A 15,026-nucleotide genomic window follows, 5' to 3' on the forward strand; every position below is an offset into this window, starting at 1 on the left:
ACCAGGGTGGGCGAGGGCCGTCGCTGCGGCAAATTCAAAGATCGAATAAGGTAGTAGGCTTCGCCTATCGCAGCCACGGTGCCAGAGCCGCATCCGTGGCGCTGCGGATACTGGCGGCCAGCCCCTCCTCCACCACCAGCCCGGCCAGGGCTTTGGCCAGGGGCGATGCCGGATCGCGGTCGGTGGTGACCAGACCCACGGTGTAGGACAGTTCCGGTTCCACCAGCGGCAGCGCCACCAGATCGGGTTGTGGCGACACCACGGTCAGCAGCTGTCCCGGCACCACGGCGGCGCCCAGGCCGCTGCGCACCAGCGTGTACAGGGTCAGGATGGAATTGGTTTCGGTCACCGGGGTGACGCTGCGGTCGGCCATACGGAAGGCGCTGTCGGCGATGCGCCGGTTCTGCATGTCCCCGGTCAGCAGGCACAGCGGCAGGTCCGCCGCATCGGCCCAGCGGATGCTGCGGGCCGGGCCGCCTCCGTCCGTCCGTCGGGTCAGCAGGAAATAGCGCTCGGTGTAAAGTGGAACGGTGCGCACATGGGACAGGGGCTCATTGTCCAGATAGGTCACGGCCGCATCCAGGTCGAAGCTCTCTAGCTGTCGCTGGATTTCGCGCGAACTCAGCGACGTGATGCAGCTGCGGATTTTGGGATAGCGACGGTTGAACGGGGCCAGCAGCCGGGCCACCGCCGGCAGGGCGGTGGGAATGGCGCCCAGGCGCAGATGGCCGGACAGGCCCTGGGCCATGGCCGTCAGTTCCTGGCGCAGCCCATCACATTCGGCCACCACCCGCCGCGCATAGTCGAGCACCTTCAGCCCTTCCGGCGTGAATCCGGAGAATTTCTGCCCGCGTTCGACGATGGGGACCTGCAACTCCTCCTCAAGCTGGCGGATGGCGTTGGACAGGGTCGGCTGTGATACGTGGCAGGCGGCGGCGGCCCGGCCGAAATGCTGCTCCCTGGCCAGCGCCAGCAGATAGATGAACTTGCGGAACACGGAGACCCTCCCGGTCGGGTGGCCTGCCCGCAGTGGCGGGGGCTCTCCCGTTCGTTCGACTATGCCGGTCCGCGCCGATGCGGGGCAATCGTTTCGCGGTATGCCTCTGGTCGGTTGCCGCTCCCTCTCACGGCGCCGATGGGCGGCGTACCGTGCGGAAGCCGATATGGTTGGTGGTGAATTCAGCCTCCTGACCTTGCCGTGCGGCTGGCCGGAAACGGGCGCAGAAATCTGGCGAGCACAGGAAAGATCCCCCCTTTATGGTGATGGCAGGCCCAGGCTGATGCATCGGAACATCGGCGCGTCTCTGATCGACGTAGGTATCGGCTGTCCATTCCCAGACATTGCCGATCATATCGTAAAGTCCATACCCGTTCGGCTCGAAGCAGCCCACCGGAGCACGTCCGCTGAACCCGTCCGCAGCGGTATTCTGGAAGGGAAAGAAGCCCTGCCAGGTGTTGGCCCGGACCTGTTCGCGTGTCTGGTCCCCCCAGGCGTAGCGCTGGCCGACGAGACCGCCGCGGGCCGCATATTCCCATTCTGCTTCGGTCGGCAGATCGTTGCCGCGCCAGCGGGCATAGGCCAATGCGTCCGCATAGGCGATCTGCACCACGGGATCATCTTCGCGTCCTGCGATGGAACTGCCCGGTCCCTCGGGGTGGCGCCAGTCCGCTCCTGCCACCAGCTGCCACCAGCCTGTCGCCGCCAGCCGCTCGGCATCCAGATGGGGGATCGTGAACACAGCCCCGCCGTCCCGGCTGCGTTCAGCCACAGTGACATGGCCGGTTGCAGCGACGAAGGCGGCGAACTGCCGGTTCGTCACCTCTGTCCGGTCGATGGCAAACGGCGCCACCGCGACCTCGACTTCCGGCGTCTCTTCCGGGTAGAGCGCTCCGGCTCCCAGCCTTACTCGTCCGCCGGGCAGGACCAGCATTTCCGGGCCGCCAGGGTGAGGGGCAAGGCAGGATGAGCGTAACCCCGTTTCCGCCGATCTCCCGACGGAGATTCGGGCCAGCCAGACCAGCACGGCCGCTGCCAGGGTTCCGGCCAACACCAGGGCGACAAGGATTGATCGGCGGAGAGCGGCCAGGCGCATGATCGGCGGGTGCCCGCATTCTATTGACAGATCGAATGCCAAAACATTGCACGTCAACCGCCGTTGGTCTAGGTTCAATGAAACAATCAGCATTGAAACTGCCATTTCCGGGGGGCGTATGGTGGGGATTGCGATCTGGGGTGTCGCGGCGCTGCTCTACGCCGCCTTCTGGTTTTGGTATGATGCTGCCGGCCGCCGTCTGACAGAGGCGGAGATCGACGCGGCCCTTGCCAAACTCGCCGCGTCCCGGACAGCAGGCTCCGGTGACCTTGCCACACTCAGGACCTTCCTGGAGGCGGACGACGGACGAGAGTTCCTGATGCTGAATCTGGTCAAGGTCAATCCCGACCTGTCGGAGCATCCGGAAACCAGGGAACTGATGTCTGGAGCCGAAATGTCCCGGGCATACTTCAATCGGTTCCGCCGCATCCTGCTGGGCCGCGCCTGTCACCCCTATTATGCCGGGCGCAAGATCGGCCCCTATGTCGATTCCTGGGCTGCGCCTCCTGATCCCGGCTGGTCGATGGTCGGGCTGATCCGCTATCGCAGCCGCCGCGACCTGTTGTCGGTCGTCACGCATCCGGATTTCACCAAAGCGCACGCACTGAAGCATCTCGGGGTGACCCAGACCTTCTCTTTCCCGACCCAGCCGATCGTCATGCTGGGCATGAGTCCGCGCCATTATGTGGGCTTGGTTCTGGCCTTTGCGGCGGCGCTGGCCCACCTCGCCGTCCTGATGATCCGGTGAGCCCGTCGCTGGGCGGGGACTCAGCCCGGCTTGCTTGTTTCCCCCTCTGCGGCCCGTCGGTCGACAGTGGCCAACAGGGTTCGGGCCCCTTTGGCGAAATCGTCTTCCTGCCTGGTGCCGCCCATGGTCAGTTCGAAGGGAACCTTTAGCCCACGCTCGACGGCCGGTCGTCCCCGGATCGCCCGCAGCCAGCGGTGCAGGTTGGGGAAGGGCTCGATCTCCACGCCCGACCATTTATAGGTGCGGACCCAGCAGAAATTGGCGATGTCCGCGATGGAGTAATCCCCGGCCAGATACTCATGCTCTGCCAGGTGCCCGTCCAGCACGCCGAACAGCCGGGTCGCCTCGGTCTGGAAACGGGTGATGACGGCGGGGATCTTTTCCGGCCAGTAGCGGAAGAAGACGTTGCACTGGCCCATCATCGGACCGACGCCGCCCATCTGGAACATCAGCCACTGCAGCACCTGCGACCGCCCTTTGGCGTCCGTCGGCAGCAGCTGGCCGGTCTTCTCCGCCAGATGGATCATGATGGCGCCGGATTCGAAGATGGGGAAATCCCCCGCCTCCCGGTCCACCAGGGCGGGGATACGGCCGTTCGGGTTGATCTTCAGGAAGTCCGCTGCTTTCTGCTCTCCCTTCATCAGATCAAGTGCCACGACGTCATAGCCCAGCTCCAGCTCCTCCAGCGTGACGGAGGCCTTCCATCCGTTCGGCGTCGGCGCGGTATAGAGCAGGTATGGCGCCATGGTCGTTCACTCCCGTCGATTTCTGATTGTTTTGGCACAGTACGCGCCATAAATTTGGCATTCAACCAGGAAGCGGGAGTCCGATGGTCATGAGCCTCGTCTTTTATGATTTCCCGATGGCCCCGAGTCCTCGACGTGCCCGTATTGCGCTGTTGGAAAAAGGGGTGTCGTTCCAGACGGTGATTGTCGACCTGATGGCAAACGAGCATCTCAGCGAGAGTTTCCGCCAGATCTCGCCAACGTGTACGGTGCCCGCCCTGCGTCTGCCCGACGGTGCCGTGTTGACGGAGAACAACGGGATTGCGGCCTATCTCGAAGCGGCCTACCCGGAACCGCCTCTGCTGGGGACAACGCCGCGGGAGAAGGGGGAGGTCGCCATGTGGACCGCCCGCGTCGAGTTCTGCGGGCTGATGGCGGTAGCCGAGGCACTGCGCAATGGCAATCCGGCCATGAAGGACCGTGCCATCACGGGGCCGACCAACTATCCGCAGATCCCCGAGCTTTCTGCGCGCGGCCTTGCCCGGTTCCGAGAGTTCCTCGACATGTTGGAAGCCCACCTGCCCGGCCGCGATTTCATCGTCGGGGACCGGTTGAGTGTGGCCGATATCGCCGGGGTGGTCGCTGTCGACTTCGCCCGTGTCATTCAGATCAAGCCGGACCCGGAGCAGCATGCCAATCTGATCCGTTGGCGTAAGGGGTTGCATGCCCGCCCCAGTTTCAGCCGATAGGTCGGTGGGTCTCTTCCGTCGGTATGGCCTTCCGCTCATCAAGGCAAGGGTCAACACCGACGGATCACGCCGCCCGCGATCAACTGCACGCGGTCGCCCCCGTATCGACCGGTTCTTCTCTTCGGGGGCAATATTCTAGCATTGTGAGTGTCGATTTATGATCCCCGATCCGGCGGTGTGTCGGCCAGGGACATGAAAGGGCGGGAGGACCAGCGTCATGATGAAGGTTCTGGTACGGGTCGTGGTCGGCCTGAATGGCGCGGTCTTTCTGGGGCTTGGCCTGGGGTTTCTTCTTGCTCCGGATCTGCTGGCCCCGGCTTTCCACCTGCAGCCGGTCGGTGCGGCGGGCCTGAATACAGTACGCGGTGATTTCGGTGCCCTGTTCCTCGGCATGGCTGCGGTCGGGCTGCACGCCGCGGTGAAGGCGGATGGGCGCTTTCTTCCCCTGGCCGTGGCCGGCCTGTGCCTTGTGCTACTGGGACGCACCATCGGTCTGGTGTTTGATGGTTCGACGACGTCCGGACTCACCGCCATGGCGGTGGAACTGACCATTGTCGTCAGCTTTGTTGTCGGGCATCGCCTTTTGCGCCCTGCCTGAGGCGGGCCAGATCCCACTGGATCAGCCATGGATGGCCCCCCTGCTGGTCTTCGCCGCCAGGGCCTGATGCCGGACTGACTCAGCGCCACCAGCGGCCCGTCGGTCGTCGGGCGGGCGACGACCGGATCGGCAGGGGCGGCAGCAGATCGGGTACGCCCTGCCGCCGAGGGGCGCTCAGGCTGCGTTCGACGAGTTCCCGGCCCAGGATGGCGTCGATCTTTGCCCGCCCACCCGGCCCCAGCCCGCTGAACGCGGCTTTGAGCTGGTCCAGGCAATGGGCACGATAGGGATTGCTCTGCAACGACCAGTCAATTCCAGCGGCGTCACGATAGGTGAATCGGTTGGCACCGGCCGCGACGGCTGCGTCATTCGCCAGCAGATACGGCAGATAGTCCTGCCTGATCGTAGCGAACAGGGGGTCCAACCCGTCGGGGATTCCTTCCGGCAGCGGCGCGTTCCGCCAGTCCTGTGGTCGCAGATTCCACAGCCGAGCCACCCATTCCAGCACGGCGGGTGCCTGATCGCGCATCAACCGGGCTGGGGTCGGGTCGCAGAAAAAATGGCGGAAGAATGGGCCGAAGACGCCGAAATCGGCAACGGTCGGGCGTGCGCCCAGCAGATATGGGCGCTGGCGGAACACGGTTTCCAGCGCGGCCAGCGTATGCAGATACAGGGCTTCCACTGCGGGTCTCGTTTCCCGTGTCACGCCTTCACCGTTCAGATAGACATGCCGCTGCCGGACCCTGAAAGCGAAGGCGCTGAACGGCAACAGCCAGGGTGGGCCGCCCACCAGACTTTCGGCAATCCGTCGCGACAGGAGCCGGGCATCGGTCGCAAAGGCCCAGCGATAGTACAGTGCCGGTCGCCACAGCCATTCGTCGGCATAATCCTCCAGAAGCAGAGCCAGGAACCGGGCGGTTTCCTCCACCGGCAGGACCGTGGGAGTGGCATAGTGGCTTTCCAAATAGCGGATCGTCGGTGTCGTGTCGGTCAGCCAGGAACCGTCCGGCATCTCCACCGCGGGCATCTGCAGGATGCCGGTCACGGTTCCGCATCGCCGCAAATCGGCCAGATCCATCTCACGATGGACCCAGGGGATGCCTGTCGCCCGCAAATAGGCCTGTAGCTTGCCCGTGAAGTAAGAAAGGTCCAAGCCGTGGACAACAAGGGGCACCGCCTCTGTTCCCGACACCCGTTCCTCCTGCCCGGCCCATCATTGCGATAGGGTCTTGACCCGGGCGATAAAATGACACTTACTGTGCCAATAGTCCAGCGGGTCGCCCGTGGGCCGAAAGATGCAAACAGAATCAAACGGTATGAGCAGAGGGGGACGGGGACGATGAGCCTCGCTGAGGTCACCGCGACCATGACGGAACGGGTCGCTGCCAAGGGCGCCATCCGTGGCAAGATCGTGAAGTTTGATTTCGGCAGCGATGGGCTGGTTCGGATCGATGGTGTGGCCACGCCGCCGGTCGTCACCACCGAAGACGGCCCGGCCGACTGCACGGTTGCCGTGTCCCTGGCCGATTTCATCGCGATCGCAGAGGGGCGGCTGAATTCCCAGATGGCGTTCATGACCGGAAAGCTGAGCGTCTCCGGTGACATGGGCATCGCTTTGCAGCTTGGTCCAATTCTTGGCTGATCACCCGACGGGTGCGACCGGTCGGGGCGTCTATCCGCCCCGCCACGGCTTGCCCTGTCGCCGGGCGGGAGAGATGCATGGAGGTCGTGCTTTTCCTGGGCGTTGGTCTTGTCCTGTTGGTGGCGGTGGTTCGGTTGGGACTACCGGCGCTGCTCCGGCGCTTTGGCCTTCATCGGCCTTATCGGGGCGAAGCCTATGCGCTGCCGGGCAAACGGGCCTTGATCATCACCACCAGCCATGACCGGCTGGGGGATACCGGCAAGCCGACAGGGGTGTTCGCGTCAGAGATGACGGTTCCCTACTATGAATTTCTTGATGCGGGGATGGAGGTCGACATCGCCAGCGTGAAGGGCGGGCACGTGCCTATTGAGGCCGACAGCCTGCGCTGGCCGCTGGCGACGGATGCTGACCGGCGGTATCTCGCTGACCCGGCATTCCGTGCCAAGACCGACGCTTCGCATCCCATCACCGAGGTCGATATCGCTGCCTACGATATCGTGTTCCTGGCTGGGGGATGGGGGGCCGCCTATGATTTGGGCACATCGGAGGTGCTTGGCACCCAGATCTCACGTGCATGGGCCGCGGGCAAGGTGGTGGGCGGCGTCTGCCACGGGCCGCTCGGTTTGCTGAAGGCGGTCGACACAGACGGCCAGCCGTTGGTCAAGGGCCGCACGCTGACCGCCGTGACGGACCGGCAGATCAGCCAACTCGGCATCGTCCATACGCCGATGCACCCGGAGCGCGACCTGCGCGCAGCCGGTTCGGATTTCCGCTCTCGCCGGGCTGTCTTCGACATCTTCGCCGACCTGACCGTGGAGGATGGCCGGCTGGTCACCGGACAAAATCAGAATGCCGGCGCCGAAACAGCCCATAAGATGATGCGGGCGGCCGGAGGGCGGCCGCGGCAGTCATGATGGACAAGAGAATGCAAGTGGGCGCGATCAAGGAGACAGATGGACGCCGGCTCCGCCGGGAGAGCAGCCGGCGGCAGGTGATTGCGGCCATGCTCGACCTGGTGCGGGAGGGAACCATTCAGCCGCGGGCCGAGGATGTGGCGCTCCGCTCGGGTGTCGGCCTTCGCACCGTGTTCCGTCTCTTCAACGATATGGAGAGTCTGTACCGCGAGATGATGATCGCACTCCGGGGGCAGATCGAGACGCCGCGTACCGCGCCTCTGACCGAGACTGATCCCCTGCGACGGCTGGAGGAACTGGTGCGTCGTCGCGCCGAAATCTTCCAGATCATTGAGCCGTTCCAGCGCTCGGCTCTGGCTCTGCGGCACGGATCGGTCTTCCTCAAGGAAGACCATGCGCGGCTGTTCGGCATGCTGCGCAAATCCCTGGTGCTCAACATAGCCGGGCCGGACACGTTGGCACCGCCGCTGTTTGAGAGCCTCGACGCCATCATGGGGATCGAGTTCTGGCTGCGGCTGCGCGATGACCAGGGCTTGTCCCCGGAGCAGACAACCACAGCCATCCTGGCGGCTGCCCGCGCGATCCTGGCGGCCGGTGGTTGGCCGAGGGGGCAAGATGACCGATGAGATCATCCTCTATGGAATGTCCGTATCGCTGTACACCGGCAAGGCGCGGAGCTATCTGCGCAAGCAGCGTCTGCCCTATATTGAGCGGCCGCCGATCGATCCGGGTTTCCAGACCCGTGTGCTGCCCAAGCTGAAGCGCGTCATCGTGCCTGTGGTCGAGCTGCCGGACGGCAGCCTGTTGCAGGATAGCACGGACATTATTGACGGGCTTGAAGCCCGGCTGCCGATCGCTCTGCCCTGCTATCCGCAGGGGTCGAAGCAGCGCGTGGCCGCGCTGGCCCTGGAGCTTTTCGGGGATGAAGGGCTTCTTCGGCTCGCCATGCATTACCGGTGGTCGTATCTGGCCGAACAGGAACGGTTCATCCGGCGGGAATTCGCCGCCTTCATGGCGCCGACCGCCCCCATCGATGAACAGGACCGGCTGGCCGCCCTGCCGATGGGGCAGATGCAGACCTATGTGCCAAAGCTGGGGATTACGCCGCAGTCGGCGCCGGTCATCGAAGATGCCTTTTTTGAGCTGCTGGACAGGCTGGAGGCACATTTCCTGCGGCATCCCTTTCTGTTCGGCGGTCGTCCCAGCATTGGCGACTATGGGCTGATCGGGCCGCTCTACGCTCATCTCGGGCGCGATCCCTATCCGGCCGGCATCCTGCGTCGGCAGGCGCCGCGCACGGCCCGCTGGATCGAGCGCATGAATGCCCCGAATGCTGATATGGCAGAGTATCCCGATGCCACGCCGGATGCCTTTCTGACCGGGGATGCCGTACCGGACACCATCCTGCCCCTGATGAACCTCATGGCCCGCGATCATCTGCCGGAGCTGCGGGCGTTGGTCGACTTCGTCGACCGGTGGGTGGTCGAGACAGGGGTCGTCGAGGGCGATCCGATCTCTCCAAAGCCAGCCCGCCGGGCCATCGGCTCGATCCGCTTCACCTATCGCGGTATCGAGATCGAATCCTGGGCCGTTCCCTACACGCTGTGGATGCTGCAAAGGGTGACGGATGCGTATTCCGCCCTCACCGTGTCCGACCGAACTGCCGTGCATGCGCTGTTCGAAGCGGCCGGTCTTGCCGATCTGCTGACGCTGAAGGCCGCCCGCCGGGTCGAACGGCGTGGCCACATCGAAGTCTGGGGCGCTGTCACCTGAAAACAAAAACGGAGGACGCCTGCGATGAGTTTGGATTTCCTGGTCCACCGGACCGAGCCGGCCTTGACCCGTATCATCGAGCGTCCCGCCCTGGAACCCGCCGACGGACAGGTTGTCGCGCGTGTTGAGAAGTTCGCCTTCACCGCCAACAATATCAGCTACCGGGTGACAGGAGACAGCATCGGCTATTGGAAATTCTTCCCCGTGCCGGAGGAGGGGTGGGGCCGTATACCGGCCTTCGGCTTCGCGACAGTGGAACGCTCGCGCTCCGCTGCGCTGAAGGAGGGTACGCGGTTCTTCGGCTATTTCACCACCTCAAGCCATCTGGTGATGGAACCGGAACACGTCTCCGAGGCGAATTTCATCGACCATATGCCGCACCGGCGCGATCTGCACGCGGTCTACAACAGTTACAGCTTCCTGGGTGCTGATCCTGCCTATCACCCTGATTTCGAGGACATGCAGGCACTGCTTCGGCCGCAATACACGACGTCCTTCCTGATCGACCATTTTGTCGTTTCCAGCCTGTTTTTTGGTGCCCGCCAGGTTCTGGTCCTCAGCGCATCGTCCAAGACCGCGATCGGCTTCGCCTACGCGCAGTGGCTGCGCGGTGAAGGCAGGCCGGACCTGATCGGTGTGACATCACCCGGCAATCTCGACTTCGTCCGCCGGCTCGGCTGTTATGACCGCTCGGTTTCCTATGATGCCCTGACCGAACTCGATCCAGGCGTGCCGACCCTGATCGTGGATTTTGCCGGCGACGGCCAGGTGGTGGCGACGCTGCATCGTCATTTCGCCGACAACATCCGGTACAATTGTGCCGTCGGGAAATCGCATTGGGCGGCCGCGCCGGTGGATCTGCCGGGCCGCAAGCCGAAATTCTTCTTTGCCCCGAACCATGCCATGCAGCTGATCGGCGAAATCGGTGCCAATGAATTCTGGCGCCGGCTTAACGCAGGTTGGTCTCGTCTCCGCGTCGATGCCGCCAGATGGATCATGGTGGAGACGGGCCGTGGGCCAGGGGACTTGTCCGAACTCTATGCCCGCCTGCTGGCTGGCACGGTGCCCCCGGATCGCGGCCACATGATCAGACTGTAACGAGCACAACAAAGGACCCCGTCCGGCATAGGAGACAGTGGCTGGGCGGCAATGGGCGGCGCGGCGGCACCGGGAGGAACCTGGGCCTGTGACAGCGCCGCTCCCGGGGGGGAGGCGACGAATGGGCGACATGGCACTGCCGCTGCCGGCATGGCTGGCACGGAGCCAAGCCGCGGTCACGCCGTTGGAAACGGCGTCCGGCGCTAAGTTCAAACTGAACCGAGGGGCCGTCGGCCTCGGCCAGCGGCACGGCCCTGCGCGGGCTGATGGCGCCACCGCGGCCTCTTGCGCTTTCACGCAGCCATCCCTGCTCCGCCACCACTGTCCACTGCCGTGCAATGGCGCCGTCACGACGCCAAAGCCCGACCTTCGTCCGCGTTTTGCCATCGTCCTCAGCATCGGAGCGTCCGCATGAGACTGTTGCGCACCATCGTGATCACCGTTGCCGGCCTGGTGATTTTCCTCGGAGGCGGGATCTGGCTGGCCCAGGATTACATCATCCTGCATATCGTCGGCTGGCTGGCTCCCGCTGTTGCACCAAACCGTGAAGTCGCCTTCGCGGCAGGTCCCGCAGCACCGGACCTGCCGCCGCAGCAGCGCAAGCCCAACATCATCGTCATTCTGGCCGACGATCTGGGCTTCAACGACCTGACCCTGAACGGCGGTGTTGCCGGTGGAACGGTACCGACGCCGAATATCGACAGCCTTGCCCGGGACGGTGCCCGATTTGCCAATGGATATGCGGGCAGTGCCACCTGCGCACCATCGCGGGCATCGTTGATGACCGGTCGCTATCCCAGCCGGTTCGGCTTCGAGTTCACCCCGACCGCGCCCGAATTCATGAAGGTGATTGCCCGCTTCAAGCAGCAACCCGGCATGCCGCCGGTGCGCTTCCATAACGAGAATCTGGCCGACATGCCGTCGCGTGAGGTGCTTGGCTTGCCGCGCAGCGAGACAACACTGGCCGAACTGCTGAAGCCGGCCGGGTATCGCACGATTCATATCGGCAAGTGGCACCTTGGCGAGGCGGACGGCCTGCGGCCGGAGGACCGGGGTTTCGATGAAAGTCTCGGCTTTCTGTTCGGTGCGGCCATGTTTCTGCCCGAGGAGGACCCCAGCGCTGTCAACGCCAAGCAGGCGTTTGACCCCATCGACAAATTCCTCTGGGCCAATCTGCCTTACGCGGTGCGATACAACGGGTCGAAGCCGTTTGCGCCGAAGGGCTACATGACGGATTACCTGACCGAAGCGGCGGTCAAGGCCATCGATGCCAACACAAACCGGCCCTTTGCCCTGTATCTGGCCTATAACGCGCCGCATACGCCGTTGCAGGCGTTGAAGTCCGACTACGATGCCCTGGCGCATATCGAGGATCATCGGTTGCGGGTGTATGCCGCCATGATCCGGGCGCTCGATCGCGGTGTCGGCCAGATATTGCAGGCTCTGAAGGAACGGGGGCTCGATGACAATACGCTGGTCTTCTTCAGCAGTGACAATGGGGGAGCCCATTACATCGGCCTGCCCGACATCAATCTGCCCTATCGCGGCTGGAAGGCGACGCTGTACGAAGGGGGCACGCATGTCCCGTTTCTGCTCAAGTGGCCCCGGGCGATCCCGGCAGGGACGGTCATCGATCGGCCGGTCTCCCATACCGATATTTTCAGCACTGCGGCGGCAGCGGCCGGGGTGACATTGCCGACGGGGCGGGTCTTTGACGGGCTTGACCTCGTCAGTCTCATCAATGCCCCCGGCCTTATCCCGGAACGGCCGATCTTCTGGCAGACGGCGGGATACCGCGCCGTCCGGACGGAGGTCTGGAAACTGCAGGTGATGACCGATCCATCACGCAGCCTGCTGTTCAACATGAAGGCGGACCCAACGGAACGGGCCGATGTGGCGGCAACCAATCCCGATGTTGTGCGGGAGTTGACGTCTCTGCTCGATGCCTTCAAGCGTGCTCAGGCAAAGCCCCTCTGGCCGATGCTGCTGGAAGCGCCTGTCGCCATCGACCGGCCGCTCAACACGCCAGCCAAGCCCGGCGAGGAGATCATCTACTACGCCAACTGACGGCGGTAGCGGCAGCCTGCTGTCGGCTCGGGAAGCCGGTCGGGTGCAGTTTCCGTCATTGCCCATGCCAATAGTTCTGGTACCATCGAAAAAATTGGCAGAACAACTGCCACAAGCCAGACCGATAGAGATCTGGCAGATCAGGGGGGAAACAATGCCGTCACGCTACAGCCGAAGTCTGTCCGGAGCGTCCCTGTTCACCGTCATGTCCGCTGGCAGTCTTGTGGGCATTCCGGCTCTGGCCCAGCAGCAGGAAACCAGTCACGAGTTGGAAGAGATCATCGTCACCGCGACGAAGCGGCGACAATCCTTGATCGACGTGCCCGTAGCCGTCTCTGCCCTTCAGGGGGAGACGATATCCGAAGCGGGCGTGCGTGACATCAAGGAGATGGAAATCCTTGCCCCCGCTCTGGTGGTCAATTCCAGCCTGGGGCCGACGCAGACGGTCTTCACCATCCGCGGCATCGGCACCCAGGGCATCAATACGGGCCTGGAGCAATCCGTTGGCGTGTTCGTCGACGGCGTTTACCGGGGGCGGGCCGGTGCGGCAACGACCGACTTCATTGATTTGTCCCGCGTGGAGGTTCTGCGCGGGCCGCAGGGCACGCTGTTCGGCCGCAACACCTCGGCCGGCGTGATTTCAGTCAGCACGGTGGAGCCCGGGGATCAGGCCTCAGCAAACGCCGATCTTTCCGTTGGCGACTATGGGTATCGCCAACTGCGCGGGGTCGTGTCCGGCCCGCTCAGCACCGGTGTCCTCGCCGCGAGCCTTGCTGTCACCAGACAGGTGCGCGACGGCTTTCTGGAAGATGTGCGCACGGGTGAGGAGTTCGATGACCGTGATCGGACAACGGTACGGGGACAGCTGCTCTGGACCCCCAGCGACGGAGTCCGTATCCGCACCATTGCCGACTACACTGAAACCGACGAGAAATGCTGCATTGCCGTGCCGATCTTCTATGGCCCGACGGCGGCCGCCATCAGCGGGCTGGGTGGGACCGTGTTTCCCGGCAGACCTGGCCAGGCTGACGGATTCACCGGCAGCTTCCCCGACGCCTTCACCGGCAAGGTTGCGGTGACCGATGCGGCGCGCCAGCCGACGGACTCAAGCTACACCGATAGCGGTGTGTCGACGGAACTCACCTGGGAATTCGGCGATGCCACGCTGACCGCCATCGGCGCATACCGCTACTTTGACACCGATCCTGTCCAGGACAGTGATTTCTCTCCACTTGCCCTCTTCTCCACCGCAAACGGGCAGGAGATTGACGAATACACCTTTGAGGTCCGCCTGGCCTCATCCGGACGGCAGACGGTGGATTGGACGGTCGGCCTGTTCTATTTCGACCAGGAGATCCTGGCCGATCAATACATCGACTATGGTGCCGATCTGCGACGGTTCTTCGATGCGACCCTGCCGCGTGTCGCCAATCCCTTCGCACCTGGCACCACGACACCGATCCTGGGCCTGCTGGAACGGGTCACCGGTCGCCCCGCCGGGACCTTTGCCCAGCCCGGCCGCGCGGTGACCGATACGTATGATTATTCGTCCGCCAGCTATGCCGCCTATGGGCAGGCAACGTGGAACGTGACGGATCGGCTGAGCGTCACCGGTGGACTACGCTACAGCTATGAGAAGAAGGACGCCGACTATGACATCCTGTCGGCCGATCCACTGTCGCAGATCCCGCTTACAGGCCCATTGGCGTCGTTCGCACCGCTGCGCCCCTTGCAGCAGTTTCCGCAGGCGAACCCTTTCACGGGGACCTACGATGACGGCAACGTCACCGGTACTCTCAGCGCGGCCTACAGGTTCTCCGATTCCGCGTCCGTCTATGCCCGCTATGCCACCGGCTACAAATCGGGCGGCCTGAATCTCAGCCGGACGGCGCCGCAGACCACGCCGGGTAATCCAGTGGTCGATCCCGACCGGGTCAAGTTCGATGCGGAAACCGTCGAAAGCTATGAACTGGGCACAAAACTGCGGCTGTTCGGGCGCCGCGTCATGATAAATTCAGATATATTTTATCAGAAGCTCGATAACTTCCAGAACAACATCTTCACTGGAACCGGATTTACCATTGTTGCCGACGGCACGGTCGAAGGGTATGGCTGGGAAACCGACGTTTCTGTCGCCGCCACCGACTATCTGACCTTCGATGGCGGCCTTGTTGTTCAGGACATCCATTTCGACGAGTACCGCAATGCGCCGCCGACTTCGGCTCAGCAGGCGGCTGGGAGGACCACACAGGATCTGTCGGGTCGGCCGGTGCCGCGGACGTCCGATGTGACGGCCACCCTGGCGGCCACCCTGAAGGTTCCGGTGACCAGCACATGGGGAGCCATGGTCAGGGTCGATGCCCGTTACCGGTCCGACTACTACACCAATTCCACGCTGGAGGAGGTTTCGAAGCAGGATGATTACGTCACGCTGAACCTGTCGGTGGGCGTCGGTTCGCCGGACGGCGGCTGGGCCGTGGAGTTCTGGGCGCGCAACCTGACCGACACCGAAATCTACAACCAGACCCTGGCGCTGCCGTTCCAGACCGGCACCTTTGGCGCCTTCATCGAACCCCCACGGACTGTCGGGCTCACTCTGCGCGCCAGATTTTAACCGGA

The 15,026-nt window shown here is 63.7% G+C and carries 14 protein-coding genes; 10 read left to right on the forward strand and 4 right to left on the reverse strand.

The window, feature by feature from the left end; translation table 11 throughout:
- Positions 1-64 precede the first annotated feature (64 nt).
- Both DK368_RS05450 and DK368_RS05455 read right to left on the reverse strand, forming a co-directional pair.
- Positions 65-997, reverse strand: a complete 933-nt coding sequence (locus DK368_RS05450) for a LysR family transcriptional regulator (RefSeq protein WP_114392780.1) — start codon at positions 995-997, stop codon at positions 65-67.
- A gap of 127 nt (positions 998-1,124) precedes the next feature.
- A complete protein-coding gene (locus DK368_RS05455) occupies positions 1,125-1,931 on the reverse strand; it encodes a formylglycine-generating enzyme family protein (protein ID WP_205028053.1) in 807 nt (268 codons plus the stop codon).
- Between the two features lie 160 nt (positions 1,932-2,091).
- Here DK368_RS05455 and DK368_RS05460 point away from each other — a divergent pair, with 160 nt between their 5' ends.
- Entirely contained in the window at positions 2,092-2,841 is a 750-nt protein-coding gene (locus DK368_RS05460; protein ID WP_155524480.1) for a hypothetical protein, read from the forward strand.
- Positions 2,842-2,861: 20 nt separating this feature from the next.
- Here DK368_RS05460 and DK368_RS05465 read toward each other — a convergent pair whose 3' ends face one another.
- A complete protein-coding gene (locus DK368_RS05465; protein ID WP_114392785.1) occupies positions 2,862-3,587 on the reverse strand; it encodes a glutathione S-transferase family protein in 726 nt (241 codons plus the stop codon).
- Positions 3,588-3,676: 89 nt separating this feature from the next.
- Between DK368_RS05465 and DK368_RS05470 the strand changes: the two genes are divergently transcribed.
- Both DK368_RS05470 and DK368_RS05475 read left to right on the forward strand, forming a co-directional pair.
- On the forward strand, positions 3,677-4,315 hold the full coding sequence (locus DK368_RS05470; RefSeq protein WP_114393115.1) for a glutathione S-transferase family protein: 639 nt from the start codon (positions 3,677-3,679) through the stop codon (positions 4,313-4,315).
- A 217-nt stretch (positions 4,316-4,532) separates the two neighbouring features.
- Entirely contained in the window at positions 4,533-4,913 is a 381-nt protein-coding gene (locus tag DK368_RS05475) for a DUF4345 family protein (RefSeq protein ID WP_114392787.1), read from the forward strand.
- Positions 4,914-4,992: 79 nt separating this feature from the next.
- Here DK368_RS05475 and DK368_RS05480 read toward each other — a convergent pair whose 3' ends face one another.
- Positions 4,993-6,105: a glutathione S-transferase C-terminal domain-containing protein gene (locus tag DK368_RS05480; RefSeq protein WP_338045691.1), complete on the reverse strand. Its 1,113-nt coding sequence runs from the start codon at positions 6,103-6,105 to the stop codon at positions 4,993-4,995.
- A gap of 147 nt (positions 6,106-6,252) precedes the next feature.
- Between DK368_RS05480 and DK368_RS05485 the strand changes: the two genes are divergently transcribed.
- The 7 genes from DK368_RS05485 (at position 6,253) to DK368_RS05515 (ending at position 15,021) form a co-directional block, all read left to right on the forward strand.
- The gene (locus tag DK368_RS05485; protein WP_114392791.1) at positions 6,253-6,555 is read left to right on the forward strand and encodes an SCP2 sterol-binding domain-containing protein; all 303 of its coding nucleotides are present in this window, start codon (positions 6,253-6,255) and stop codon (positions 6,553-6,555) included.
- Between the two features lie 77 nt (positions 6,556-6,632).
- Positions 6,633-7,469, forward strand: a complete 837-nt coding sequence (locus DK368_RS05490) for a type 1 glutamine amidotransferase domain-containing protein (protein WP_114392793.1) — start codon at positions 6,633-6,635, stop codon at positions 7,467-7,469.
- A gap of 17 nt (positions 7,470-7,486) precedes the next feature.
- A complete protein-coding gene (locus DK368_RS05495) occupies positions 7,487-8,095 on the forward strand; it encodes a TetR/AcrR family transcriptional regulator (protein ID WP_155524481.1) in 609 nt (202 codons plus the stop codon).
- Positions 8,085-9,242 carry a glutathione S-transferase family protein gene (locus DK368_RS05500; RefSeq protein ID WP_162305882.1) on the forward strand — a complete coding sequence of 386 codons (1,158 nt, stop codon included), beginning with the start codon at positions 8,085-8,087 and terminating at the stop codon, positions 9,240-9,242. The genes DK368_RS05495 and DK368_RS05500 overlap by 11 nt, the downstream gene beginning before the upstream one ends.
- A gap of 24 nt (positions 9,243-9,266) precedes the next feature.
- Positions 9,267-10,340: a DUF2855 family protein gene (locus tag DK368_RS05505; RefSeq protein ID WP_114392799.1), complete on the forward strand. Its 1,074-nt coding sequence runs from the start codon at positions 9,267-9,269 to the stop codon at positions 10,338-10,340.
- Between the two features lie 411 nt (positions 10,341-10,751).
- On the forward strand, positions 10,752-12,407 hold the full coding sequence (locus DK368_RS05510; RefSeq protein ID WP_114392801.1) for a sulfatase-like hydrolase/transferase: 1,656 nt from the start codon (positions 10,752-10,754) through the stop codon (positions 12,405-12,407).
- Between the two features lie 154 nt (positions 12,408-12,561).
- Complete coding sequence (locus DK368_RS05515) at positions 12,562-15,021, forward strand: TonB-dependent receptor (RefSeq protein WP_162305883.1); 2,460 nt, start codon at positions 12,562-12,564, stop codon at positions 15,019-15,021.
- Positions 15,022-15,026: the final 5 nt, after the last annotated feature.

The sequence above is a fragment of the Oleisolibacter albus genome, from assembly GCF_003336875.1.
Lineage (GTDB): Bacteria > Pseudomonadota > Alphaproteobacteria > Azospirillales > Azospirillaceae > Niveispirillum > Niveispirillum album.

Excerpts from the sequence above, each read along its gene's own strand:
- DK368_RS05455 (WP_205028053.1), bottom strand. The coding sequence starts at position 1,931 with ATGCTGGTCCTGCCCGGCGGACGAGTAAGGCTGGGAGCCGGAGCGCTC.
- DK368_RS05460 (WP_155524480.1), top strand. The coding sequence starts at position 2,092 with ATGATCGGCGGGTGCCCGCATTCTATTGACAGATCGAATGCCAAAACA.
- DK368_RS05465 (WP_114392785.1), bottom strand. The coding sequence starts at position 3,587 with ATGGCGCCATACCTGCTCTATACCGCGCCGACGCCGAACGGATGGAAG.
- DK368_RS05470 (WP_114393115.1), top strand. The coding sequence starts at position 3,677 with ATGAGCCTCGTCTTTTATGATTTCCCGATGGCCCCGAGTCCTCGACGT.
- DK368_RS05475 (WP_114392787.1), top strand. The coding sequence starts at position 4,533 with ATGATGAAGGTTCTGGTACGGGTCGTGGTCGGCCTGAATGGCGCGGTC.
- DK368_RS05485 (WP_114392791.1), top strand. The coding sequence starts at position 6,253 with ATGAGCCTCGCTGAGGTCACCGCGACCATGACGGAACGGGTCGCTGCC.
- DK368_RS05490 (WP_114392793.1), top strand. The coding sequence starts at position 6,633 with ATGGAGGTCGTGCTTTTCCTGGGCGTTGGTCTTGTCCTGTTGGTGGCG.
- DK368_RS05500 (WP_162305882.1), top strand. The coding sequence starts at position 8,085 with ATGACCGATGAGATCATCCTCTATGGAATGTCCGTATCGCTGTACACC.
- DK368_RS05505 (WP_114392799.1), top strand. The coding sequence starts at position 9,267 with ATGAGTTTGGATTTCCTGGTCCACCGGACCGAGCCGGCCTTGACCCGT.
- DK368_RS05510 (WP_114392801.1), top strand. The coding sequence starts at position 10,752 with ATGAGACTGTTGCGCACCATCGTGATCACCGTTGCCGGCCTGGTGATT.
- DK368_RS05515 (WP_162305883.1), top strand. The coding sequence starts at position 12,562 with ATGCCGTCACGCTACAGCCGAAGTCTGTCCGGAGCGTCCCTGTTCACC.